Origin of the sequence: Imtechella halotolerans, from assembly GCF_028743515.2 — a bacterium.
GTDB lineage: Bacteria > Bacteroidota > Bacteroidia > Flavobacteriales > Flavobacteriaceae > Imtechella > Imtechella halotolerans.
The window spans coordinates 54,783-77,869 of sequence record NZ_CP117969.2 but is presented as its reverse complement, the minus strand read 5'-3'; the positions used below and the strand labels follow the sequence as shown (position 1 = coordinate 77,869).

General features: G+C 35.8%; 24 protein-coding genes and 1 tRNA gene. 13 read left to right on the top strand and 12 right to left on the bottom strand.

Features of this window, described 5'->3' with window-relative positions; genetic code table 11:
- The first annotated feature begins 19 nt into the window (after window positions 1-19).
- From PT603_RS00380 to PT603_RS00360, 5 genes are read left to right on the top strand one after another with little or no spacing between them, the layout of a single operon-like run.
- Window positions 20-733 carry a glycosyltransferase gene (locus PT603_RS00380; protein WP_008238401.1) on the top strand — a complete coding sequence of 238 codons (714 nt, stop codon included), beginning with the start codon at window positions 20-22 and terminating at the stop codon, window positions 731-733.
- Complete coding sequence (locus PT603_RS00375; protein ID WP_008238403.1) at window positions 734-1,357, top strand: lipid-A-disaccharide synthase N-terminal domain-containing protein; 624 nt, start codon at window positions 734-736, stop codon at window positions 1,355-1,357.
- Window positions 1,347-2,963 carry an ArnT family glycosyltransferase gene (locus PT603_RS00370; RefSeq protein WP_008238416.1) on the top strand — a complete coding sequence of 539 codons (1,617 nt, stop codon included), beginning with the start codon at window positions 1,347-1,349 and terminating at the stop codon, window positions 2,961-2,963. Before PT603_RS00375 ends, PT603_RS00370 begins: the two co-directional genes overlap by 11 nt.
- Window positions 2,956-4,578, top strand: coding sequence for an ArnT family glycosyltransferase (locus PT603_RS00365; protein WP_008238418.1), 1,623 nt, complete (start codon window positions 2,956-2,958; stop codon window positions 4,576-4,578). Before PT603_RS00370 ends, PT603_RS00365 begins: the two co-directional genes overlap by 8 nt.
- Entirely contained in the window at window positions 4,575-5,243 is a 669-nt protein-coding gene (locus PT603_RS00360; RefSeq protein WP_008238421.1) for a hypothetical protein, read from the top strand. The genes PT603_RS00365 and PT603_RS00360 overlap by 4 nt, the downstream gene beginning before the upstream one ends.
- Here PT603_RS00360 and PT603_RS00355 read toward each other — a convergent pair.
- The 5 genes from PT603_RS00355 to kynU form a co-directional block, all read right to left on the bottom strand.
- The gene (locus tag PT603_RS00355; RefSeq protein ID WP_008238423.1) at window positions 5,240-5,800 is read right to left on the bottom strand and encodes a phosphatase PAP2 family protein; all 561 of its coding nucleotides are present in this window, start codon (window positions 5,798-5,800) and stop codon (window positions 5,240-5,242) included. The genes PT603_RS00360 and PT603_RS00355 overlap by 4 nt on opposite strands.
- A gap of 4 nt (window positions 5,801-5,804) precedes the next feature.
- Window positions 5,805-6,035: a DUF8828 family protein gene (locus PT603_RS00350; protein ID WP_008238425.1), complete on the bottom strand. Its 231-nt coding sequence runs from the start codon at window positions 6,033-6,035 to the stop codon at window positions 5,805-5,807.
- A gap of 22 nt (window positions 6,036-6,057) precedes the next feature.
- The gene (locus PT603_RS00345; RefSeq protein WP_008238426.1) at window positions 6,058-7,437 is read right to left on the bottom strand and encodes an MATE family efflux transporter; all 1,380 of its coding nucleotides are present in this window, start codon (window positions 7,435-7,437) and stop codon (window positions 6,058-6,060) included.
- Window positions 7,438-7,444: 7 nt separating this feature from the next.
- Window positions 7,445-8,788 (bottom strand): FAD-dependent oxidoreductase, encoded by a 1,344-nt coding sequence (locus PT603_RS00340; protein WP_274237673.1) that lies wholly within the window; start codon window positions 8,786-8,788, stop codon window positions 7,445-7,447.
- A 114-nt stretch (window positions 8,789-8,902) separates the two neighbouring features.
- Window positions 8,903-10,174, bottom strand: a complete 1,272-nt coding sequence (gene kynU / locus PT603_RS00335; protein ID WP_008238430.1) for a kynureninase — start codon at window positions 10,172-10,174, stop codon at window positions 8,903-8,905.
- Window positions 10,175-10,285: 111 nt separating this feature from the next.
- On the opposite strand from kynU, the gene PT603_RS00330 reads away from it, so the two are divergent.
- On the top strand, window positions 10,286-10,927 hold the full coding sequence (locus PT603_RS00330) for an O-methyltransferase (RefSeq protein WP_008238432.1): 642 nt from the start codon (window positions 10,286-10,288) through the stop codon (window positions 10,925-10,927).
- Here the strand turns inward: PT603_RS00330 and PT603_RS00325 are convergent, their stop codons facing one another.
- The 5 genes from PT603_RS00325 to PT603_RS00305 all read right to left on the bottom strand — a co-directional run bounded on the left by PT603_RS00325 (window position 10,928) and on the right by PT603_RS00305 (window position 14,700).
- Window positions 10,928-11,491: a phosphatase PAP2 family protein gene (locus PT603_RS00325; protein WP_008238434.1), complete on the bottom strand. Its 564-nt coding sequence runs from the start codon at window positions 11,489-11,491 to the stop codon at window positions 10,928-10,930.
- Window positions 11,491-11,775, bottom strand: a complete 285-nt coding sequence (locus PT603_RS00320; protein ID WP_008238436.1) for a Sec-independent protein translocase subunit TatA/TatB — start codon at window positions 11,773-11,775, stop codon at window positions 11,491-11,493. Before PT603_RS00320 ends, PT603_RS00325 begins: the two co-directional genes overlap by 1 nt.
- Window positions 11,776-11,848: 73 nt before the next feature.
- Window positions 11,849-13,366: a 2,3-bisphosphoglycerate-independent phosphoglycerate mutase gene (gpmI, locus tag PT603_RS00315; protein ID WP_008238438.1), complete on the bottom strand. Its 1,518-nt coding sequence runs from the start codon at window positions 13,364-13,366 to the stop codon at window positions 11,849-11,851.
- Between the two features lie 117 nt (window positions 13,367-13,483).
- Window positions 13,484-14,212, bottom strand: a complete 729-nt coding sequence (locus PT603_RS00310; protein WP_238531012.1) for a M15 family metallopeptidase — start codon at window positions 14,210-14,212, stop codon at window positions 13,484-13,486.
- A 35-nt stretch (window positions 14,213-14,247) separates the two neighbouring features.
- Window positions 14,248-14,700, bottom strand: coding sequence for a GNAT family N-acetyltransferase (locus PT603_RS00305; RefSeq protein ID WP_008238441.1), 453 nt, complete (start codon window positions 14,698-14,700; stop codon window positions 14,248-14,250).
- A 56-nt stretch (window positions 14,701-14,756) separates the two neighbouring features.
- Between PT603_RS00305 and PT603_RS00300 the strand changes: the two genes are divergently transcribed.
- Together PT603_RS00300 and PT603_RS00295 are read left to right on the top strand one after the other, a co-directional pair.
- Entirely contained in the window at window positions 14,757-15,182 is a 426-nt protein-coding gene (locus PT603_RS00300; protein ID WP_008238443.1) for a GNAT family N-acetyltransferase, read from the top strand.
- A 49-nt stretch (window positions 15,183-15,231) separates the two neighbouring features.
- A tRNA-Gly gene (locus tag PT603_RS00295) sits at window positions 15,232-15,307 on the top strand.
- A 43-nt stretch (window positions 15,308-15,350) separates the two neighbouring features.
- On the opposite strand, the gene pepE is transcribed toward PT603_RS00295, so the two are convergent.
- Entirely contained in the window at window positions 15,351-16,052 is a 702-nt protein-coding gene (gene pepE / locus PT603_RS00290; protein ID WP_008238445.1) for a dipeptidase PepE, read from the bottom strand.
- A 150-nt stretch (window positions 16,053-16,202) separates the two neighbouring features.
- On the opposite strand from pepE, the gene PT603_RS00285 reads away from it, so the two are divergent.
- The 3 genes from PT603_RS00285 to PT603_RS00275 all read left to right on the top strand — a co-directional run bounded on the left by PT603_RS00285 (window position 16,203) and on the right by PT603_RS00275 (window position 20,014).
- Complete coding sequence (locus PT603_RS00285; protein WP_008238446.1) at window positions 16,203-16,955, top strand: BamP family beta-assembly machinery protein; 753 nt, start codon at window positions 16,203-16,205, stop codon at window positions 16,953-16,955.
- 173 nt (window positions 16,956-17,128) lie between these two features.
- Window positions 17,129-17,641: a DUF6702 family protein gene (locus PT603_RS00280; protein ID WP_008238449.1), complete on the top strand. Its 513-nt coding sequence runs from the start codon at window positions 17,129-17,131 to the stop codon at window positions 17,639-17,641.
- A gap of 66 nt (window positions 17,642-17,707) precedes the next feature.
- On the top strand, window positions 17,708-20,014 hold the full coding sequence (locus tag PT603_RS00275) for a M1 family metallopeptidase (RefSeq protein WP_008238451.1): 2,307 nt from the start codon (window positions 17,708-17,710) through the stop codon (window positions 20,012-20,014).
- A gap of 64 nt (window positions 20,015-20,078) precedes the next feature.
- Here PT603_RS00275 and PT603_RS00270 read toward each other — a convergent pair whose 3' ends face one another.
- Entirely contained in the window at window positions 20,079-21,356 is a 1,278-nt protein-coding gene (locus PT603_RS00270) for an acetyl-CoA hydrolase/transferase family protein (protein ID WP_008238453.1), read from the bottom strand.
- A 132-nt stretch (window positions 21,357-21,488) separates the two neighbouring features.
- On the opposite strand from PT603_RS00270, the gene map reads away from it, so the two are divergent.
- Window positions 21,489-22,307, top strand: a complete 819-nt coding sequence (map, locus tag PT603_RS00265) for a type I methionyl aminopeptidase (protein ID WP_008238455.1) — start codon at window positions 21,489-21,491, stop codon at window positions 22,305-22,307.
- Window positions 22,308-22,310: 3 nt separating this feature from the next.
- Window positions 22,311-23,087 carry a DUF3667 domain-containing protein gene (locus PT603_RS00260; RefSeq protein ID WP_008238457.1) on the top strand — a complete coding sequence of 259 codons (777 nt, stop codon included), beginning with the start codon at window positions 22,311-22,313 and terminating at the stop codon, window positions 23,085-23,087.

Here is a 23,087-nt window from a genome sequence, read left to right as displayed (position 1 = left end):
TTAAATTGATTTGCCAAAAATGGACTACCAATTCACTATAATCGTTCCTATTTACAATGAAGAAGATAATATGGAACGTCTGGAAAGCGAACTAACAAAGTACCTTTCCATCGCTTCTAAAAAAACAAAAGTACTCCTTGTAAATGATGGTTCTAAAGACAAAAGTCAAACTTTCATTGAGACTATTTGTGAGCGAAATACACATTTCCATTATATTCAATTTGAAAAAAATTGTGGTTTAAGTGCGGCAATTAAAGCTGGGTTTGACCATGCTGACACACCATTGGTTGGCTACATTGATTCTGATTTACAAACAGCTCCCGAAGATTTTAATCTTCTACTCGAACAAATAGAACACTACGACCTTGTTACAGGCGTGCGTTCCAATCGTAAAGATTCGTTCGTGAAAAACATGAGTTCCCTTATTGCTAATGGAATTCGAAGAGCATTTACCAATGATGGTATGGATGATACGGGTTGCCCATTAAAAGTTATTAAGACAGCGTATGCAAAACGCATTCCTATGTTTAAAGGTCTCCACCGATTTTTACCTGCAATGATTCTTCTTCAAAATGGGAAGATCATTCAGATACCAGTACAACATTTCCCTCGAATTGCCGGGCAAGCAAAATTTGGACTATGGAACCGATTACTTGGACCACTGGCGGATTGTTTTGCCTACTTATGGATGAAAAAAAAGTATATTAATTATACGGTAGCAAAAAAAAGTTAAATGTCCAACTGGATAATTTTCTCAATAGGTTTTTTAGCTCAGCTTCTATTTTCAAGTAGGCTCATTGTACAATGGATAGTTTCTGAAAGAAGCAAACAAGTTTTAACTCCACGCCTTTTTTGGCAACTTAGCCTTTTAGCCTCCTTTTTATTATTTGTATATGGGTATTTACGTCATGATTTTGCAATAATGTTCGGCCAAACACTCACGTATTTTATCTATATAAGAAATATTCAACTTCAAGGAGATTGGAAAAAATTCCCTAAGGTATTTAGATACTTTATTATACTTTTTCCAGTGCTAATAGTTTTGTACTATTTTAACAACAATCAGTACGACATAGAAAATCTCTTTAAAAACGAAGCTATTCCCTTTTGGCTCATATTGCTTGGGATCGTTTCTCAAACTATATTTACGTTACGATTTGTTTATCAATGGTTTTATTCTGAAAAACGAAAAGAATCCATGCTCCCATTTGGTTTTTGGATGTTAAGCCTAATTGGATCGCTATTAATTCTTGTCTATGCTGTAATTCGAAAAGACCCAGTACTTTTTGCAGGACACATTATGGGAGGAATTGTATATACTAGGAACTTAATGATTTTGAAAAAAAATGAAGCTTAAACTTTATATTGCAGCACTCTGTTTTTTAGGACTTTTGTTAATCAATAATCATCTTTGGGGATTAACTGAAACTAGTGAAGCTCGTTACGCGGAAATATCTAAGGAGATGTTCGAGAATAATACACTAGCACATCCCACACTTCTTGGTATTTACCATTATCACAAACCTCCATTTACCTATCAAATCACAACTATTGGATATCAATTGTTTGGCGTTAATGAGTTTGGAGCCCGATTTTTTTTACAAATATCCTTTCTAATACAGATAATACTGGTATATCTTATTGCCTTTAGGCTGTTTCCCATAAAAAAAACAGCATTAATTGCTGCTCTCTTATACGCCTCTTCCCCTATTGCAATTATGGCAAGTAAGAACCTTACTACAGACAGCTATCTTACCACCTGGGTTCTGTTATCAATTTACTCATGGCTACAGGCTAAATCAAAACACCCTTACTATACCTTCCTATTTTATGGTGCTATAGCCATGGGTTTTTTAACCAAAGGACCTTTAGTTCTTTTACCCGTCTTGTTGTTTATTGGTTCATGGAAACTGATAAAAAAAGAAAAGCCAACATTCAATGGTTATCATATAATTGGACTACTGATATTCTTTGGGTTAACTTCCATTTGGTATGTAAAAATCATAATGGAAAATCCAAAAATTCTGGATTACTTTATTAAAGACCAACTTGTGCAGAGAGTTGTTTCAAAGAATGCATTCAATAGGGGCAAACCATTTTGGTTCTACCTTGTACTAATGCCACTGGTAGCATTACCTTGGCTGCCTTTTATAGGCTATTTGACAGGTAAAAAATTTAAAGCATCCATCGCAAAAAGAAATGAAAAATCTATTTTAATTATTGCAACCCTAGCAATTATTCTCTTATTTTCAATATTCAAAACAAAATTAATCTTCTACATACTTCCATGTTTTCCTTTGCTTGCTATATTAGGTGCCTCCATATTTACGGAAGCTACCGATAAACAACTAGAAGTTTTCAATAAAGTTAGCATCATTTATGGAAGTCTTATTGGGGTCGCTTTCATTGTTCTACCTTTTTTCCCTTCCCTAATAAGCATTCCTTTATGGGTGCCGATTATTTACCTAGTCGTATTTGGTATATCAATCTATTTTTCCAAAACAAAAGAATTGGTATATCGGGGAGTTTTAACCACCCTTGGAATTGCCATTACATTACTCATAATAGCACCATCAGTATTATCAAAAAATGAAGAAACAAGCAATAGCATGAAGCCTATTGCTAACTTTATAAACTCCATTGATAAAGGACACCAATTGTACATTTTCAATGATTTACTACCTTCGTTACAATTTTATACGAATCAAAAGATAGTAACCCTTAATAACGGACACAATCTTACTCAGCGTGAGGTTCAGTTTCAAAAAGATGAAACATATAAGACTCATTTATTTGATTTAACTCTTCAAGAAGATATAGATCGATTGAAAACTAATTATTCCAATACAAAAAGAATAATTGTAGTAAAAACCAAAAGAGGAATTCCTGAAGAACTCTCCTTTTTAACTGAAAACCTTCCCTACAAAAAGACTTTTAAAAAGTGGACTGTATATTATGAATGACACTAAGAGAGTTATACTAATTTTAGCCTCCCTCACCTTTATCCTTTTATGGATCCATCCAGAAACAATCCCGGTGAGTATTATGGAAGCTCGAAATTTTATAACCTCTCGTGAAATGATTACTGAAAATCATTGGCTTCTCACTACAATGAATGGTGAAGCTAGGTATGAAAAGCCGCCTTTCCCCTCATGGATTGGGGCCATTTTTGGAGGGATATTTGGCATCACAAATGTTTGGGCATTACGACTCCCAACGGCCCTAATGGGGGTTTTTACCATAATTTTCTGGTACAAATTTAGCCTTCTAAGTTCTCAAAATAAGACCGTAAGCTTTTGGTCTGCTGCTATTCTTGCTACTTCCTTGTATTTTATAACAATTCAAAAAGAAGCTCCTTCAGATATATACCATATTGGGTGTATGCTATTTGCTGTCTACGTCATTTTTAAATCACTTAAAAAAAATATACTTTCTTTTAAAAACCTGATTTTAGCCTCACTAGGTATTGGATTTGCAATTCTTAGTAAAAGCGTGATTCCTCTGTATTCTATTCTCTTACCTTTTGTGATAAGCTACCTTATTGTGTATCATTCCAAGGCATGGAAAAAAAAAGTAATTTGGTTTATTTCTTTACTTGGCGCAGGGATTTTAATTGGTGGATGGTGGTATGTCTATATTCGTCTAAAGGATTCAAATACCTTTGAATTAATTGCACTAAAGGAGACAGGTAATTGGACTAATTATAATGTAAAACCATTTTATTATTACTGGAATTTTTTTACACAAACCGGTCTATGGACCATCCCAGCCCTAGTAAGTCTTATTTATCCTTATCTAATAAAGAGAGTCTCTAACAAAAAACTTTATACATTTTCATGGATTTGGACAGTAACCAGCCTAGTACTACTTTCCATTGTCCCGGAAAAAAAAGTAAGGTACCTGCTTCCTGTTCTCATACCTTTAGCACTCACAATAGCCCTTTATATTGAGTACCTGGCAAAGCATTTCAAGGAACTCAGAAAAAATGAATCATGGCCTATATATTTACATACAATCATTCTAATAATTATTGGATATACCATTCCTATTGGTTTACTCTATAACAACCTTATGATATCTTCTACTCCATGGCTATGGAGTAGTTTTCTTGTTATTAGCAGCATAATCTGTGCTACTCTGATGTGGAGGTATCTTAAGCACAAACTACTACAGAAAGTATTTTATACTTCAATACTATTTCTGACTAGCCTCATCGTATTTGGTATGCCTTTATTTAAAATTCTTTACAATAATCCAGCATATGAAAAAGCCTCTTCCGAAGTTTTTCCATCAAATTTTCCCACCTATTCCTATGGTGAAATTGCTCCTGAAATTCTTTGGAATTTTGGCAGAACTGCCCCAACACTTACAGCCAAGCATCTACAAGAACTCAATCGATCACCCTTCGGAGTACTAGTAAGACCTTCTTTATCAACTGATTTCGAAACTCACTATAAGCAAGCATTTACTTTAAAAAAAATAACTACTTTTGACCATAATATATCAGCTAGACCAAACCAAAAAAAATACAAGGATAGGTTAGCTGCTAACGTGTATATACTAAAAAAACGCCCATGAAATCCATTACTCACACCGAAAAAAGAGGCTTTTTATTTCTAGCTATTGTGCTACTAATTAGTTTATTTTTTGGCTATTCAGATGTTACATACTTTGATACAAAAATAGCTCAGGAAGATGGGGCTGTCGAATACAGTACAGCCATATTACTTGTTTGCATCAGTATCTTATGCTTCTACCGATTTTTCACAACTAGCAAAAATAAATCATGGTTTTGGAAACTTGGAACACTCGGATTTGCACTTCTATTTTTATTTGGAGCGGGAGAAGAAATATCTTGGGGACAACGTATTTTTAATATAGAATCTAGTGAGTTTTTCCTTAAAAACAATGCCCAAAATGAAACCAACCTACACAACCTAGTAGTAGGAGACACCAAGATAAATAAACTTATATTCAGCCAACTTCTTATGGTTGTAATGGTTGTTTACCTTATCATTATACCCCTTATTTATAGGAAATCAGAATGGGTAAGAAATTTAGTAAATAAATTTGCAGTGCCAGTGGTACAATGGCATCATACCATTGCATTTTTAGCAACTACTGTTCTGGTAACATTAATTCCATCGAGTAGAAAATGGGAAGTGTATGAACTCGCATTTGGATTGATATTTTTACTAATTTTTCTTAACCCTTTTAACAAAGAAATACTTCCTAAAAACTAAGGACGTCGAAGGATTAAAAGACTAAATAAAACATTCACACCCCATCCAATTAGCATCCCTAAACTCATTCCAGTTATAACATCTAATGGAAAGTGTACACCTAAATATATTCTGCTATAACTAACTGAAACAGCCCATATCAGCAATAAAAGTGAAATTAATGGATACTTTTTACTGAGTAAAAGACTAAAAAAGGTCATTAAGGCAAATGAGCTTGCTGCATGAGCTGAAAAATAACCAAATTTACCTCCACATATCACAATACGCATATGTTCCTGTAAGCTAGGATCGTGACATGGACGTAGTCTTTCAAAACCGTATTTAAATATATTGGCCAATTGATCTGTTATGGTTATCATAAGAGCGACAGATAAAAGAATATATACCGTCTTTTTCAACCCATAGACCTTAATACTTAAATAGAGTAAAAATACATAAAGTGGTATGGAGGCAAATTTATTAGTAATTACAAGCCATAATCCGTCCCACTTTTCGCTCCCTAATCCATTTAGAAATAAGAAAACAGACTTATCCCACTCTATTAACTGCTCAACCATAGGTCTATTCTTGGTCGTATCTTGTTATTTCTCTATCATAAAAATCGGTAGCTTGCTGAATAAGGTTTTCAGCCTCAGCCTCTAACTCTCTTTCATCTTCTGCATCAAAATCTTCCAACCATTCAACCTCATCAGTGGCCAAATTGATAATAAATCTAGGAAACTCTGTATGGATTACAAAGATTGCATCTGGAAAATCTGTATTATCACCTAAAAGAAATTTTGGTAGTTCCATTACTATAGGATTATATTTTAAATTAACTCTTTTGTAAGTGCGTTAGTATTAACTTTTTTGTCAAATGATTAAAACGAATATACAAAAATATAGCTGCTACGGTAAGACCTACTAATAGTCCCATCCAAATACCCATACTTGCAAAACTTGTTTTTAGCCCTAAATAATAGGATATAGGAAACCCTACTCCCCAATAAGCTATAAAAGTAATAATAGTAGGTATCTTAACATCTTGTAATCCACGTAATGCTCCCAATACGACTACCTGTATTCCATCTGAAATTTGAAAAATTGCTGCCATAAGCAATAACTTGGCAGCTATCCCAATCACTTCGAAATTATCTATTTTATTAGCTACATCATCGACGTCCAGATAAATGGTAGGAAGCCAATGTCTAAATGTTAAAAAGAAAAGTGCGAATACAACCTCTAATAGTAAAGTTAAAAAGAAGATTGAAAACGCAATACGTCTTAGCTCGACAAAATTCTTAAGTCCTTTCTGATTTCCTATTCGTATCATGGAGGCTACACTTAAACCAGAGGCAACCATAAACGTCATACTGGCAAGATTTAAGGCAATTTGATTGGCAGCTTGAGGGTTTTTACCAAGTACACCACTCATCCATACAGCCGCTGTGAAAATAGCTACTTCAAAAAACATTTGCATGGAAGAAGGGAATCCTAATCCAGCAATCTTCTTCAACATTTTCTTGCTGATTGACTTCCACTGAAAATTTGTAACATAATTCTTTGTCTTGGTCTTTCTTGACAATAGCCACCAAAGGTACCATACCATGATAAAACGTGAAACAAGCGTACCTATTGCAGCTCCAATAATTCCAAGTTGAGGAAATCCAAACTTACCGAATATCAACAAATAATTTAGAGTAATATTAACCACATTAGCTAGTAAAGTAGCATACATGGGATATTTAGTTTCAGAAAGTCCATCAGAGGATTGCTTAAACGCCTGAAACATCACCAAAGGAATCAAAGAGAAAGCAACCAAATCTAAATAAGGTAAAGCCAAAGCAACGACTTCCTGTGGTTGCTGCATAATGTGCATTAAAGGTTTAGCCAGTAATATGGACAAAAAAAGTAATATTCCTAAGACTGTACATGATAATAGTCCATGTTTAATGGCAGAACGTCCCTTTACGACATCACCAGCAGCATCTGCCTCAGCTACTAATGGTGTAATTGCTGTGGAGAATCCAATTCCTAATGACATCGCAATAAAAATAAAGCTATTCCCTAGAGATACAGCCGCCAATTCAGCTGTTCCTAACTGACCAACCATAATATTGTCAGCAAATGCCACAAAAGTATGCCCTAACATTCCCAGAATAACTGGATATGCCAGCTTAAGATTGTAGGCAAACTCACGTGTATATTGTTTCATACCAATGTTACTTTTTTAACTCTTCTATTATAAATGACTCAACTCTTTCAGAATTCCAATCCATATGAATCCCTTCCAACTGCATAACTTTATCCATAATTGTAGCCTGCATATCCCCCATAGCTAGAGCTTCAGCATAGGAATCATTTGAAAATGTAACCCTACTATATAAAGGCAACCATAACTCTGGATGTTTAGACGAAAACCAAGCTTCAATCTTTTTACGCAATTGAAAATCAACACTAGCAGTTTTGCTACTCATTTCCATAAAATTACGGTAACTTAACTCCGCTATTGCATCGGCATTTGGCTTGCGTTCCTTTTGATATTCCTGAAATATAGTCCCCCAATCATCTCCATGCACATTCATCAGGTGATTTAGGGTTGTTATATCTTCAAAACCAGCATTCATTCCCTGTCCATAAAATGGTACTATTGCATGAGCAGAATCCCCAATAAGCGCCACAGTATTACCATGTACCCAAGGGTAGCATTTGGTAGTTACAAGTGCACTGGTAGGGTTTTTAAAGAAATCACGAATGAGATTAGGAATTTCATCATTTATCGTAGGAAAATAAACTTCAAAGAAATCCTTCACCTTATCCTCATCAGTTAAGGCTGCAAATGAATTATCCCCTTCATGTGGTAAAAAAAGTGTACATGTAAAACTGCCATCCAAATTAGGCAATGCAATAAACATAAAATTACCTCTAGGCCATATATGTAATGAATTTTTATCCAATTTATGTGATCCATCTGCATTGGCTGGTATACTGAGTTCCTTATACCCAACTTCCAAAAATTCTTGGGAATAGTTAAACATACTACTCCGCTGCATTTTATGTCTTACGCGCGAAAAGGCTCCGTCTGCACCAAACACAATATCATATTTATGAGCTTCCCAAGGACTCTTTTCTGTATCCCCAGTATAAATGATCGCTTCGGATAACGAAACATCCCAGACTTTTGATTCGAAAATAAAATTTACTCCAGCTTCCTCAGCTAAATCAATCATTTTTTTATTAAGTAGCCCTCTTGAAATAGAATAAATCGCTTCACCATCCCTACCATACGGTTGAAAATAAACTTCCTTATCAACCACATGAATAGCTCTTTTATTCATAGGAATAGCTATTTTTCGAATAGCCTCATCAATACCCGCTTCTTCCAACGTTTTCCATCCACGAAAAGACATGGCCAGGTTGATAGAACGACCTGAAAATTCAACTTCACGTATATCAGGTCTACGATCGAACACGTCTACAGCATGACCTCTATGTCTTAGATAAATAGCCAAAAGTGAACCAACTAGCCCACTACCAACTACAGCAATTTTTTTGGATGTTTGCATATGCAAGGTTTGAAAAGTCCCTTTTCACAGACTTTTAAAGATAAGTGGCAAAAATAACAAAAATAGACAGGCAAGAGCCTAAAAAGAATAATTTAAGTAATCTATTCCGGGATACTATTTGGACAGAATTCCTTTCTTTAACAATTGACCAAATCGATACATATCCTCAAATGAACAATAAAATGGAGCAGGTGCTAATCGGATCACATTTGGTTCTCTCCAATCAGTAATCACCCCATTATGCATCAGGAAATTGAAAAGGTTCCTCCCTTCTCCATGTAACAACACTGACAACTGACAGGCTCTATCCTGTTTAGGTGTAATTACTTCAAAATTACTTTCCACTTCTTTATCAATTTCTTGTAAAACAAATTCGAGATAAGAAGTTAGAGTGTCTCTCTTAGCAATAAGTGCCCTCATTCCTACTTCTTCAAATAACTCCAAAGATGCCAAATAAGGAGCCATTGCAATCACAGGAGGATTGCTAAGCTGCCAAGCATCTGCCGTGGGCATAGGATCAAATTCAGGCTCCATCAAGAAACGACGTTGTTTATTATGTCCCCACCATCCTTCAAATCGAGGGATATCCTTTTTACCTAAATGCTTCTCATGAACAAAGAGTCCTGACAAGTTCCCTGGACCACTATTCATGTATTTATAACTACACCAAGCTGCAAAATCAACACCCCAATCGTGAAGCTGCATCTCAATATTACCCGCACCATGTGCCAAATCCCAACCTACCAAAGCACCAGCTTTATGTCCTGCATCTGTGATGGTTTTCATATCAAAGACTTGTCCATTATAATAATTAACCCCACCCATCAATACTAAAGCCAATTCCTCTTTATTTGCCTCTATTACCTCAAGAATATCTTCTGTACGCCAATAATGCTCACCTTTTCGTTTTTTAACCTCTATAATTGCATCTTCTGGTGAAAAACCATGAAAACGAACCTGACTTGACAACATATATTGATCAGATGGAAACGCTTTTTCTTCACAAATGATTTTAAAACGTTCCTTGGTAGGACGATAGAAAGATACCATCAACAAATGAAGATTTACCGTTAAAGTATTCATGACACTTACCTCTTGAGGCAAGGCACCTACTACCTTAGCTAAAGGTCTAGCCAACCGCTCATGATAATCCCACCATGGTTTTTCGGCATAGAAATGCCCTTCAACTGCTAAGGACTTCCAATCATTCATAATTCCATCTATGTATTGCTGAGTGCGCTTGGGTTGTAATCCTAGAGAATTTCCAGTAAAATAAATCACATCTGACCCTTGGTGCTGTGGAAAATGAAATTCACTTTTATAGGGAGCTAATGTATCCTCTCTATCAAGCTGTTGTGCGTAACTAAGTGTATTTTGAAAATTCATATGGAATCAATTTTGCTCAAAAATACAGTTTATCTTTAGTTTTTTCACTGCAAAAATGATGTTCAAATTGGAATTTCTACAATTTCGTTACCTTTGAAAAAAAATAGCAACATGCATTTTCTATCGGATATTTTGGAAAAATACGTAGCGGATCACTCAGAAAACGAACCTTTAGTACTGCAGGAACTCTCCAGAGAAACACATCTTAAAGTACTAAGCCCAAGAATGCTCAGTGGTCACTTTCAGGGACGTGTTTTAAGTATACTTTCGAAGCTAATTTCTCCAAAAACCATTTTAGAGATTGGAACCTATACTGGTTATTCGGCCATTTGTTTGGCAGAAGGTTTACATCAAGATGGAATATTACATACTATAGATATAAATGAAGAATTAAGCGACATGCAAAGACGCTATTTCGACAAAAGTGGTTTTGGCCAACAGATTATACAACATACAGGAGATGCTTTAAAAATCATACCCACCCTAAAGACTAATTTTGATTTAGTCTTTATTGATGCCGATAAGCAGAACTACACCTATTATTTTGATCTTATTATTGAAAAGATGAATCCAGGTGGAATCATCCTTTCTGATAATGTATTATGGAGTGGAAAAGTAGTTGAGCCCGTTAAAAAATCAGACAAGAGCACCGTGGCATTACTAGCCTACAATCAAAAGTTAAAAGATGATCCAAGGGTTGAAACAGTGTTGCTCCCTATTAGAGACGGACTTACGATTTGCAGAGTGAAATAATTATTTCCCCTTCATATATTCTATATATATGTCGTGCAGCCTATAAAATCCATAGGCAATAACTACGCCTACCACAGCACCGACCAACACATCTGAAGGATAATGAACCCCTAAATACAAACGACTGTAACTAAATAATATAGCCCAAAGAAAAACCATCCAAGCGTATTTAGTTTTAGTCCTCAAAAACAGATACATTAAAGTAGCAATGGTAAAACCATTACATGCATGCCCTGAAAAAAAACTATAGTCGGTTGGCTGAATTATCAAACGTAACATACCTCCTATAGTTACGTCATTAATAGGGCGATCACGCACTACAAATTCTTTGGTAACATCGGTAAACAGGAGTGTTGTAGCAAGAGCTAAGAAAATCGTATTCGCTATCCTTACCGCCTCGCTTTTGGAATAAAACTTAAATATAAGATAGCCAAAATAAATGTATAGAGGAATCCATAATGTAATCTTGGTCGCATTACTCCAAAAAATATCTTGAGCAGGCGTGCCTAAATTATTTAGGTAAATAATCCCTTTCTGATCTAGTACTTGAATCCACTCCAGCATTAAAATTGACGTTTGATTGGTCCGGTTGCCTCATCTATCTCTTCTTTCACCTTATTGATTTCATTAGTGACATCTTTGGCAATACTGGTGTCTAAACCATTACTCTCCGCACTTTTTTGAATTTCGTGCTTAATTTCATTAGTCGCATCACGCAGTTGACGCATCCCTTTCCCTAAACCTTTTGCAATTTCTGGGATTTTATCAGCACCAAAAACCATCACCACTATAAATAGGATGAACATAATCTCTGGTCCGCTAATAAATAAAAATATGGCTTGAAACATGGTACAAATATAGCAAAGATACAGACGCCTGCTTTTTTTGATAGCCAAAAAATTTCAAGCGTCTTGCAATCTTTTAAATCAACGATTTTTGTGTCATTACTGCAGGCTGAGGAATTCCTATCAATTTTAAAACTGTTGGAGCTATATCCCCCAGTATACCGTCATTGATTTGATGAAGCTCGTTGTCTACTAAAATCACAGGCACTGGATTTGTTGTATGAGCAGTATTAGGGCTACCATCGGGATTAACCATTGTATCACAATTCCCATGATCGGCAATTATTATTGTAGTATACCCATTTTCCAATGCCACATTAACCACATCATTAGCACAAGAATCCACCACTTCGCACGCTTTGATTGCAGCTTTCATGTCGCCTGTATGTCCTACCATATCAGGATTAGCAAAATTAAGACACACAAAATCAGCCTCTCCCTTTTTCAATTCAGGAATGATAGCATCTCGTATATCATAGGCACTCATTTCAGGCATAAGATCATAGGTTGCCACTTTAGGAGAAGGACAAAGTATGCGTTGTTCACCATCAAAAGGAACTTCTCTACCTCCATTAAAGAAGAATGTAACATGTGGATACTTTTCAGTCTCTGCAATACGAATTTGCTTTTTCCCTGCAACAGACAACACCTCGCCCAAGGTCTGTTCAATATTATCCTTGTCATAAATTACCTTCACCCCTGCAAATGAATCATCGTAATTAGTCATAGTGACATAGTATAAATTCAGTTTGTGCATATTTTGCTCATGGAAATCATGTTGTGAAAGTACCTCTGTGAGCTGTCTACCTCTATCCGTACGAAAATTGAACATTAACACTACATCATCATTGGAAATAGTAGCTAAGGGATTTTGGTTCGTATCTACGGCAACAATTGGTCTTATAAACTCGTCAGTAATTCCATCAGCATAACTTTTCTCAACCACCTCTACAACATCCTCTGTAGCTATTCCTTCGCCATTGACTAAAAGATCATAAGCCAGCTTTACACGCTCCCATCGTTTATCCCTATCCATTGCATAGTAGCGACCTATGACGGAAGCAAGTTTTGCATTTCCTTGGCTTAGGTAATCCTGAAGGTCTTTAATAAAACCTATTCCGCTTTTAGGATCCACATCTCGACCATCAGTAAAAGCATGTACAAATATTTTTTTCAACCCAAAATCATTGGCAGCATCTATCAATCCCTTTAAATGATTTATATGAGAATGAACCCCCCCATCACTTAACAACCCAAGAAAATGTATCGGCTTATCATTTTCCTTCGCGTATGAAAAGGCCTGCTGCAACACCTGCTCATCCTTGAGCGTATTATTTTGAACAGCTAAATTAATTTTAGCAAGATCCTGATATACGATACGACCAGCCCCTAAATTCATATGCCCAACTTCACTATTCCCCATTTGCCCCTCTGGCAATCCAACATTCATTCCATCAGTAAGTAAATTCGCATTTGGAAACTTTGTATACAATCCATCGATAAAAGGCGTATTAGCTTGAGCTATTGCAGATACATTTGGATCTGGAGATTTACCCCAACCATCCAAAATCATCAATAAAACTTTCTTGTTCATTACTTATTTTTTAAGTATCAAAGATAACAACAAATTACCGCAAGAGCAGGGTAATAAGACATAAATTGCGGTTATAAAAACCTTGTTTCTTTCACTTTTTAGTGAGATTTTATATTTCTAAAATTCGTCTCTTTTCAAAAGTTTGGAATTAATTCCAAGGATGAAGGTATCCATATACTTTCGCATAAAATCTTCATTAAAGACCTCCTTACCTGAAAGGCCTTCCACTTGAAAAACCTCAGAAAGAGGAAGGTTTTCAACCTCATTAAGCATGCCCTCTGAAAGTGGCAAATACGTATAATGCCATGGTTCATAATAAAACCCCGTCCTTTTATCATTATCCGTGTACACTAAATAAAAACCAAAGGTATTAGCATGGAGATCCATCCATTCTTTTAAAGCACAAAAAGGTCCATCACCATGAAACTTATCTGATTCCAAAGGATCACCTTTATAGGGTTGGTTGGCATCGATAATATCAATATCCGTACCCCAGTGATGTCTTGAAGTCCCAGGAATAGTGGAATACTCCATTATTTTATAAACGGTTTCCTCTGGTGAAAATCCCTGCTTACGAAAGTTAGCATACTTACGTTCCCAAATAGCCTTTTGACGAGCATATCCCCTGTAGGATGAAACTATTTGAATTGCTATTCCATCCTTGGATGCCGCAGCTCTCATTTTAACAAAAGCGTCATATGCCTGTTTTCGTAATTGTATGTTTTTACCATACAAGGGCACATCCGCCTTACCAGTAAGCTCATCTAATGAATACTTATGTTGACTCATTACATATTGACTCCCGAGTAGAACTATAACTACTACTAGAGATCTCCATCTAACCATCAGAACTTCTTTTTAATAAAATTAAATGTTATAGGCTAGGAAAGCTCCTTTACCATCACATAATGGGGTCCGATTTTTTCAATTTCAAACAATGGACTATCAATTGTATACCCCAAGCTTGTATAAAAATTCACAGCCTTTAGCCTTGCATTCATCCATATAAAATCACCTCCTCGGTTTGTAACTTCTTCTTCAGCTGCCGCAATTAACTGGGCCCCAATCCCTCTTCCTTGCTTACTAGCCAACACAGCCATTCCTCGCAACTGATATGATTTTTGATGTGATTGTCCGCTATATTCTTGAATCAACATTGAAACAACTCCAACAAGTTGGCCATCCATATAGGCACCTAGATGAAAGGTTGTAGGATCTTCATCCCCTTCTAATTTACAAGATTCAACTGGCTTTCCAACACGTAATACAGGATGACGCACAACATAGGTTTCTGCTGGCGTTATAAATTTAATTTGGATGGTATCTACTTGCATACTTCATGTATTAATTAGCTAAAAATAACATTAATTTTACAAATAAATTCAAAAAAATGAAAGTCTCTTTTTCTATCATTCCAAAAGAAAAAATAGAGGTAATTATACCACTTGTACAACAACTTACAAATCAAAAACATAGCGACGAAATCCTACTAGAACGCTTCACTGAAATGACTAATCAAAACTATGAGTGCGTTGGTGTTTATTCGGACGATGTTCTAATCGGATGTTGTGGGCTTTGGTTTATGACTCGGCACTATGCTGGACGAAGTTGTGAACCCGACCATGTATTTATTGAAAGCTCCTACCGAAATAATGGAATAGGAAAACAACTTTTTAATTGGGTATACCAATACGCTAAAGAAAAAGGATGTACTTCCTGTGAATTAAATACTTATGTGCAAAACTACCCTTCTCACAAGTTCTACTACAATGAGGGCTTCGAAATATTAGGCTATCATTTCTTTAAAAAATTGTAATAAATATTTGGTTTGAATAAAATTGTTGCTATATATTTGCCGAAGAATTGCGGGAGTAGCTCAGTTGGTAGAGCGTCAGCCTTCCAAGCTGAATGTCGCGAGTTCGAACCTCGTCTCCCGCTCCAAAGAGCAAAAACCGATTCAAATTGAATCGGTTTTTTTATTGCATCAAAATTCCAACAGATTCCCTGATGACAATTCATATGGATCTTTCCCCTGTTCGAAGATACGTGCCGACAATTTTCCTTTCAAAACAATTTCATCTCCAGCTACACGTAACCAACTGCCTTCACGAAGCCCCACAACCGGCTGATTATTAAATTGATGAAACTCCCGAATTCGAGTTTCTCTAGTTTCGCCCATATGTGTACTTTGGTCATCCGGATCAAGATAATGAGGATTTAGATTAAAAGGTACAAGGCCCAAAGTCTTAAAACTTGGCGGATAAATAATGGGCATATCATTGGTTGTTTGCATTGTTAACCCTGTAATATTACTACCAGCACTACTTCCCAAATAAGGAGTGCCAGACAATACTGCAGACCTTAAAGGAGTCATTACCTCATTCTTATACAATTGCGAAACCAACAAAAAAGTATTTCCGCCACCAACAAAAATTGCCTCAGCCTCCTCAATTGCCTTTGAAACATCCCTAAATTCATGCAAACCAACCACGTTTTTCCCTAAAGAGCTAAAACCTTTCCGGGCTATTTCTGTATACGCGTCATGTGTAATCCCTCCTGGCCGAGCAAAAGGAACAAACAATACAGTTTCTACTTTTTCAAAGAATTCGTCCAATTCATTAGACAGATATGATAAATAACTCCCTCCGTGTATGGTAGAAGTACTTGCTATCAGAAGTTTTTTCATGACTATATTTTTTGTAAATTTAATAAGCATAATGCTTTTAACGTAAGTTTACCTTTTAAACTGTATTTTATTTAATAGATGTCTTTATTTTTAATAACATAAAATCTTTTAATTACTTTCGGTTAGCTATTCGATCATTTTTTAAAAACTATGAAAAAAAACATCCTAATTTTATGCCTATTCCTTATTGGAATCCCTACTCTATTACTTGCACAAGAGCGCGTCCTGCTTCGTGGTAAGGTGTTGTACAATGACCTTAATGTTTCTGATCTAAACGTCATAAATGCAACGGCAAACAAAGCAACCATAACCAATTCTGAAGGAGAATTTGAAATCCTAGTGCAACTGCATGATCGAATCGCGTTTTCAGGAATTAATTATCAATTAAGAACTGTTGAAATAACGGAAGAGATATTACGAAAAAACAGACTTATTGTTGAAGTCAAAGAGAAAATCACCGAACTTGATGAAGTTGTGGTAAGCTCAGATAGCGAAAAATTCCTTGAACTCAAAAATGAAGAATTCAAAAAAGAATTTTATGCTTCAGACTATTCTACGAAAATTGAAAACAAAGCTCTTTCAAATAGTGAACTAGGAATGCAATACGGTCTTAATATTACTAATATAGCTAAAGCATTAGCCAAGGCCTTAGGTAAAAAAGACCAGGAACAAGAGATTCCATTTAATCAACGTATAAAGTTAAGCGAGGTATTACGTGATGTTTACGATGATTATTTTTTCACTGAGGGTTTAAAAATTCCACAAGATAAAATAGATGCATACCTTTTTTATTGTGACGAAAAACTACCTTCTCAAGACCTATTAAAGAAAAATAATGAATTTTTCCTAATTGAGTTTCTAGTAAAGCAAAGCGAACAATTCAATGCATTATTTTCTAACTAACATCTCCTAATTTACTTTTTCGTACTCATTCTTTAAAGGAAATACCTTGTAATAACAATAGAGAAATTACCCCTTATATAAGAGCAACATTAAACCTTCTTAGAAGTAGGGAAATAGGAACTATGATGAGTGTGAAATACTTTTTGATTACCTTGCCTTGATTTAATAAACACATGAGTAGTATATTTAAAAACACCTTAGGAATTACACTGGCACTATTCCTGATTTCAGCAACTGCATACCATAAATTCTATGTAAGTGTAACCCAGATAAATTATTCTAACAAAGAAGAATCGCTACAAATTACTTCCAGAATATTTATTGATGACTTTGAAAATGTACTTAAAGAACGTTATGGAGTAACTCTGGACCTTGGGACACCACAAGAAGCAAAAAACAGCAATTATTATGTCGAAAGGTATTTAAACACACGTTTTACTATACACATAAATGGAAAGAAACAAGAACTACACTTTCTCGGAAAAGAATACGAAAACGATGTGGTTAAAACGTATATTGAAATAAAAAACACACCATTGTCTTCACTAAAAAGCATCAAGGTTGAATCAAATATACTTTATGATCTTTTTCAGGAACAACAAAACATTATCCATTTTAACATTAATAATCGCAAAAAAAGCTTCTTATTAATGAAAGATAAGAATACGGATATGTTAAAATTATGATCAGTAATCATCTCATAACCAAAAAAATTAATAATTTTCACACCCTAAAAAACAATTATTACACTTATGAAATTCATCAAGCAAGTCTTTTGCTCCCTTCTGGCCATATCAGCTACCATGTTGTATGCTCAGGAAGAGCCCGCTAAAGAACGAGAAACAGGACATGTTAATCAAAACAAATTCAGACAAATGTATAATGAGTTTGCAACTCCTAACATGTTCCGCACTGCCTCAGGAGCTCCAGGCCCGGCTTACTACCAACAGCAAGCTGATTATAAAATGGATATTGAGCTGGATGACAAAAACATGAAGCTTTACGGATTAGAAACCATTACATATCACAATAATTCTCCAGATAATTTGGAATATTTATGGGTTCAGCTTGATCAAAATGTAAGGGAAAAAAACTCACCATCTCCGCTGCGTAACCCCACCTATGCGCAACCTGCATTTCAACCCAATCAGTTCACTAACACCTTTCTTTCAGAACCCTTTGATGGCGGTTTTAACATCGAACACGTAAAAGATGCCAAAGGTGCTAGTATGGATTATACCATTAATCAAACCATGATGAGAATTGATTTACCTCAACCTCTAAAGTCTGGTGAAAAATTATCATTCTCCATTAAATGGTGGTATAACATCAACAACCACTTGACTGATCGCGCACGCTCAGGTTATGAGTTCTTCCCTAAAGACGGGAACCGTGCCTATGTCATTGCCCAATTCTTTCCAAGAATGGCTGTTTACAATGATGTTGAAGGATGGCAGAATCATCAATTTTGGGGAAATGGTGAATTCGCACTCCCTTTTGGTAACTATGAGGTAAACATTACGGTTCCAGCTGACCATATTTTAGATGGTACTGGAGAATTGCAAAACCGTGCTGAAGTATATTCAAAAGAAATGCTTAAGCGATGGGATTTGGCAACGAAAACATTTGACAAACCAGTTATTATTGTATCTCAGGAGGAAGCTGAAGCTGCTGAGAAAAACTTCTCAAACAAGAAAAAAACGTGGAGACTAAAAGCGCAAAATGTAAGAGATTTTGCATTTGCGACTTCTAGAAAATTTATTTACGATGCCATGGCGGTGAAAGTTGGAAGCCAAAATGTAATGGCAATATCCATGTATCCTAAGGAAGGAAACCCTTTATGGGAAGAATATTCTACAAAGGCTGTTGCAAGTACCTTAAAAACATATTCAAGATTCACATTTGAATACCCCTATAGTAAAGCCATTTCAGTGCATGCTCACAATCAAGGAATGGAGTATCCTATGATATGCTGGAACTATGGTCGCCCAAAAGAAGATGGCACCTATTCAGATAGAGAGAAATTTGGAATGATCAGTGTGATAATTCATGAAGTTGGTCATAACTTTTTCCCTATGATTGTAAATTCAGACGAGCGTCAATGGGGATGGATGGATGAAGGTATCAACACCTTTGTTCAGTTTTTAGCTGAACAAAAATTCGGAGAAGAATTTCCAGAAGCAATTGCTCCTAACACTAAATACCCCTCTAGAAGTGGATGGCCAAAACAGATTGTTCCTTATATGTCTGGAGACCAATCATTTATTGCCCCAATAATGTCTAACCCTGAAAACGTTTACCAGTTAGGACCAAATGCCTACAGCAAACCTGCAACCGCTCTTAATATACTGCGCGAAACAGTAATGGGACATGATCTTTTTGATCATGCTTTCGAAACTTATTCAAAACGTTGGATGTTCAAACACCCAACACCTGAAGATTTTTTCCGCACCATGGAAGATGCCTCTGCAGTTGATTTAGATTGGTTCTGGAGAGGTTGGTTCTACACCACTGATTATGTCGACATAGGAATCAAAGAAGTTAAGAAATTTCATGTATCTTCTTCTCCTAACAAAGAAATAAGGGATTTACTGAAAAGTAGAAACCTTACTGTCCAAGATATTCCTCCATTTGTTTATATGGTTGAAGAAGGAAGTGAAGACTATAACGAATCCTTAAAAGGAAAAACAGCTGTTGAAAATGCAACCTCACTTAACGAGTATCTAATGGATAATTTCACTCCAGAAGAGCGTGCCGCATTAAAACAGCCAAAATACTTTTATGAAGTAACATTCAATAAACCGGGAGGAATACCAATGCCTCTAATTGTTGAAATAGCATACAAAGATGGAAGCACAGAGGTTGTAAAATTCCCAGTTCAGATATGGCGTAAAAACGATTTAGAAGTTACCCGTGTGATTGCTTCTGAGAAAGAGATTAGTAGGTTTATGGTCGATCCAAATGAAGAAACAGCAGATATTGATGTATCAAACAATAGTTGGCCAAAACAGGAAGTAGAGACTGATTTTGAGAAATTCAAAAACAAAAATCAAAACTAACATTTGAGAATAGTTAAAAAAGGCTGCCAATCGCAGCCTTTTTTAGTCTATTAATCACACAGTTTTAAACATACGAACGTTGTACACTAAAAAAATCTTTATCTAATTGCTCTCTATGTGCCGGATGAGCAATATTAATAAGTGCTTTGGCCCTCTGCTGTAGACTCTTCCCATAAAGTTCAGCAATACCGTATTCGGTAATTATATATTGCACATGTGAACGTGTCGTCACTACACCAGCTCCTGTTTTAAGATAGGAAACTATTCTACTCTCCCCTCGGCGAGTTACTGAAGGTAACGCAATTATAGCCTTCCCACCGGGACTTAAGGACGCTCCTCTTATAAAATCCATTTGTCCTCCCACACCCGAATACATGGTACTTCCAATGGAATCAGCACAAACCTGACCTGTCAAATCCACCTCAATGGCTGAATTAATAGCTATTGTTTTTGGATTTTGCCGGATTACTGCGGTATCATTCACATAGGAAGACTCTCTCATCTCAATAAATGGATTGTCATTCACAAAGTCATACAATCGTTTAGAGCCCAAAAGAAAGGTTGCCAGGGCTCTTCCCCTATTTACTACTTTATAATTACAATTGATTACGTTTTTTTCTATCAGCTCAATTACTCCATCAGAGAACATTTCAGTATGTAACCCCAAGTTCTTATGATTAGTTAATTGAAGTAAGGCTGCGTTAGGTATAGATCCGATTCCCATTTGCAAAGTTGCTCCATCCTCTATAAGTGTTGCAATATTTCTACCTATTTGCAATTCCACCTCTGTTGCTTCTGCCATTCCATGTTCAAATATTGGGACATTAGCCTCGACCAAATAATTGATTTCAGAAACATGAATTATCCCATCTCCAAAAGTTCTGGGCATCTGATTATTTACCTGAGCAATTACGATCTTTGCAGATTCTATAGCGGCAATAGAAGCTTCTACTGAAACTCCCAAAGAACAATAACCATGACTATCAGGAGGTGATACATGGACAAATGCTACATCCAGAGTAACAATACCACGACGAAAAACATTTGGCAATTCACTTAAAAACACAGGAGTATATGATCCATTGCCCGCCTTCAACGTATGACGTACATTTTTCCCTATAAAAAAAGAATTCACATGAAAACTATCTCTTAATGAAGGATCTGCATAAGGTGCTGGACCTTCTGTATGGAGGTGACATATTTCTACGTTCTGTAACTCAGAGGCTCTTTTTGTGAGCGCTTCAATCAAAACACTAGGTGCAGCGGCAGCGGCTTGCACATAGATTCTATCACCAGACTTAATGGCCTTAACAGCCTGATCGGCCGAAACAAATTGATGCATATCTCTGAATTTTACTACCACAAAATTATCCTCATTTTAGAATTTAAAACATGACAAAACTCATAGAAAAAGCGGATAGTTTTCTTCTACTTCAAGATAAGGCTTTTTGTTAAATTATACTACCTTTGCCGCATGATACGAATTAAAACACCAGAACAAATTGAATTGATGCGCGAAAGCGCCCTAATCGTTTCTAAAACTCTTGGGATCCTTGCTAAGGAAGTAAAACCGGGAGTAACCACATTACAACTGGATAAAATTGCAGAAACTTTCATAAGGGACCATGGCGCAACACCGGCATTCCTTGGAATGTATGGCTTTCCTAATTCACTTTGCATGAGTCCAAATGCGCAAGTAGTACATGGAATCCCTAATAACATCCCCTTACAAGAAGGTGATATCATTTCTATTGACTGTGGTGCTTTAAAAAATGGATTCTATGGAGATCACGCCTATACATTTGAGGTTGGTGAAGTAGATGCTGCTTCAAAAAAACTTCTCAAAATTACCAAAGAATCACTATATGTTGGTATACGTCAATTCAAGGCTGGTAATCGGGTTGGCGATGTTGGATTTGCCATTCAACAGTACTGTGAAAACCATGGATATGGTGTGGTAAGAGAACTAGTTGGACATGGTCTAGGACAAAAAATGCATGAAGACCCAGAAATGCCAAACTATGGTAAAAGAGGTAAAGGTAAACTCTTTCAGGAAGGAATGGTTGTTGCCATAGAACCAATGATTAATTTGGGGACGCATCGTATCAAACAACTAAAAGATGGATGGACTATTCTTACTGCAGATGGAAAACCTAGCGCACATTTTGAGCATGATGTGGCTATTGTAAATGGGAAACCTGAATTACTTTCAACTTTTGCATATATTTACGAGGCATTGGGAATCTCTTCAAATGAAGAAGATGAATTTCGACAAGTACCCTTAGTTATTTAATATATGAACTGCAAAAGCTGTACGTACACAATAAGCCCTGACGATAACTATTGTGCTCATTGTGGCAGTAAAATTGTACATAATCGCTTATCATTAAAAGGCACATGGGAAGAATTTGTAGGCCCTTTTTTAAGTTGGGACAACAACTTCTGGCGAACATTTTTTGGATTATTTAAAAATCCAAAGGATGTGTTAGAAGCGTATATAAGCGGTGCTAGGAAAAAATACTTTCAACCTTTTTCATATTTAGCTCTATACGCTACAATTGCAGTAATATTTTACAAAATATTTCCATTTGTAGAGGTTTATGAAGTAACAGCAAACCTGAATGAAAACATCTCAACAACTGCTGAGAAAAGTGTAGATGTTAACACCCAATGGTTACTAACTAATATGTTCAACTATTATAATTTTGTAATTATACTGTCGATACCTTTTTATGCTTTAACAACCTTTGCAACCTTTAAAAAAAGAGGAAATAATTTTTCAGAACACCTCGTTTTCAATTCATATTTACAAACCAATATAGGTTATTTTTCCATTTTATTACAATTACTTTTCCTTAACACACTACACCTAACAGGTTTATTTTTTACTATTCAAATTGCATTTTCATTTATTATTAGCATTTATACGTTTAAAAAATTATACGAATTAAACACTAAGCAAACACTCCTTTCGATTGTAAGATTTTGTCTTTTTGGAATTGCGCTATATCTATGTTTAATAATAGTTTCCTTTATTATTACACTCCTACTTAAGGTTATAAATTTCATTTAA

Excerpts from the sequence above, each read along its gene's own strand:
- PT603_RS00305 (WP_008238441.1), bottom strand. The coding sequence starts at position 14,700 with ATGCAAGTAGATACCATCCAAATTAAATTTATAACGCCAGCAGAAACC.
- kynU (WP_008238430.1), bottom strand. The coding sequence starts at position 10,174 with ATGAATTTTCAAAATACACTTAGTTACGCACAACAGCTTGATAGAGAG.
- PT603_RS00275 (WP_008238451.1), top strand. The coding sequence starts at position 17,708 with ATGAAATTCATCAAGCAAGTCTTTTGCTCCCTTCTGGCCATATCAGCT.
- PT603_RS00300 (WP_008238443.1), top strand. The coding sequence starts at position 14,757 with ATGAAAGTCTCTTTTTCTATCATTCCAAAAGAAAAAATAGAGGTAATT.
- PT603_RS00345 (WP_008238426.1), bottom strand. The coding sequence starts at position 7,437 with ATGAAACAATATACACGTGAGTTTGCCTACAATCTTAAGCTGGCATAT.
- PT603_RS00380 (WP_008238401.1), top strand. The coding sequence starts at position 20 with ATGGACTACCAATTCACTATAATCGTTCCTATTTACAATGAAGAAGAT.
- PT603_RS00330 (WP_008238432.1), top strand. The coding sequence starts at position 10,286 with ATGCATTTTCTATCGGATATTTTGGAAAAATACGTAGCGGATCACTCA.
- PT603_RS00350 (WP_008238425.1), bottom strand. The coding sequence starts at position 6,035 with ATGGAACTACCAAAATTTCTTTTAGGTGATAATACAGATTTTCCAGAT.
- PT603_RS00320 (WP_008238436.1), bottom strand. The coding sequence starts at position 11,775 with ATGTTTCAAGCCATATTTTTATTTATTAGCGGACCAGAGATTATGTTC.
- map (WP_008238455.1), top strand. The coding sequence starts at position 21,489 with ATGATACGAATTAAAACACCAGAACAAATTGAATTGATGCGCGAAAGC.
- PT603_RS00370 (WP_008238416.1), top strand. The coding sequence starts at position 1,347 with ATGAAGCTTAAACTTTATATTGCAGCACTCTGTTTTTTAGGACTTTTG.
- gpmI (WP_008238438.1), bottom strand. The coding sequence starts at position 13,366 with ATGAACAAGAAAGTTTTATTGATGATTTTGGATGGTTGGGGTAAATCT.
- PT603_RS00340 (WP_274237673.1), bottom strand. The coding sequence starts at position 8,788 with ATGCAAACATCCAAAAAAATTGCTGTAGTTGGTAGTGGGCTAGTTGGT.
- PT603_RS00355 (WP_008238423.1), bottom strand. The coding sequence starts at position 5,800 with ATGGTTGAGCAGTTAATAGAGTGGGATAAGTCTGTTTTCTTATTTCTA.
- PT603_RS00280 (WP_008238449.1), top strand. The coding sequence starts at position 17,129 with ATGAGTAGTATATTTAAAAACACCTTAGGAATTACACTGGCACTATTC.
- PT603_RS00285 (WP_008238446.1), top strand. The coding sequence starts at position 16,203 with ATGAAAAAAAACATCCTAATTTTATGCCTATTCCTTATTGGAATCCCT.
- PT603_RS00270 (WP_008238453.1), bottom strand. The coding sequence starts at position 21,356 with ATGCATCAATTTGTTTCGGCCGATCAGGCTGTTAAGGCCATTAAGTCT.
- PT603_RS00310 (WP_238531012.1), bottom strand. The coding sequence starts at position 14,212 with ATGGTTAGATGGAGATCTCTAGTAGTAGTTATAGTTCTACTCGGGAGT.
- PT603_RS00325 (WP_008238434.1), bottom strand. The coding sequence starts at position 11,491 with ATGCTGGAGTGGATTCAAGTACTAGATCAGAAAGGGATTATTTACCTA.
- PT603_RS00365 (WP_008238418.1), top strand. The coding sequence starts at position 2,956 with ATGAATGACACTAAGAGAGTTATACTAATTTTAGCCTCCCTCACCTTT.
- PT603_RS00260 (WP_008238457.1), top strand. The coding sequence starts at position 22,311 with ATGAACTGCAAAAGCTGTACGTACACAATAAGCCCTGACGATAACTAT.
- pepE (WP_008238445.1), bottom strand. The coding sequence starts at position 16,052 with ATGAAAAAACTTCTGATAGCAAGTACTTCTACCATACACGGAGGGAGT.
- PT603_RS00360 (WP_008238421.1), top strand. The coding sequence starts at position 4,575 with ATGAAATCCATTACTCACACCGAAAAAAGAGGCTTTTTATTTCTAGCT.
- PT603_RS00375 (WP_008238403.1), top strand. The coding sequence starts at position 734 with ATGTCCAACTGGATAATTTTCTCAATAGGTTTTTTAGCTCAGCTTCTA.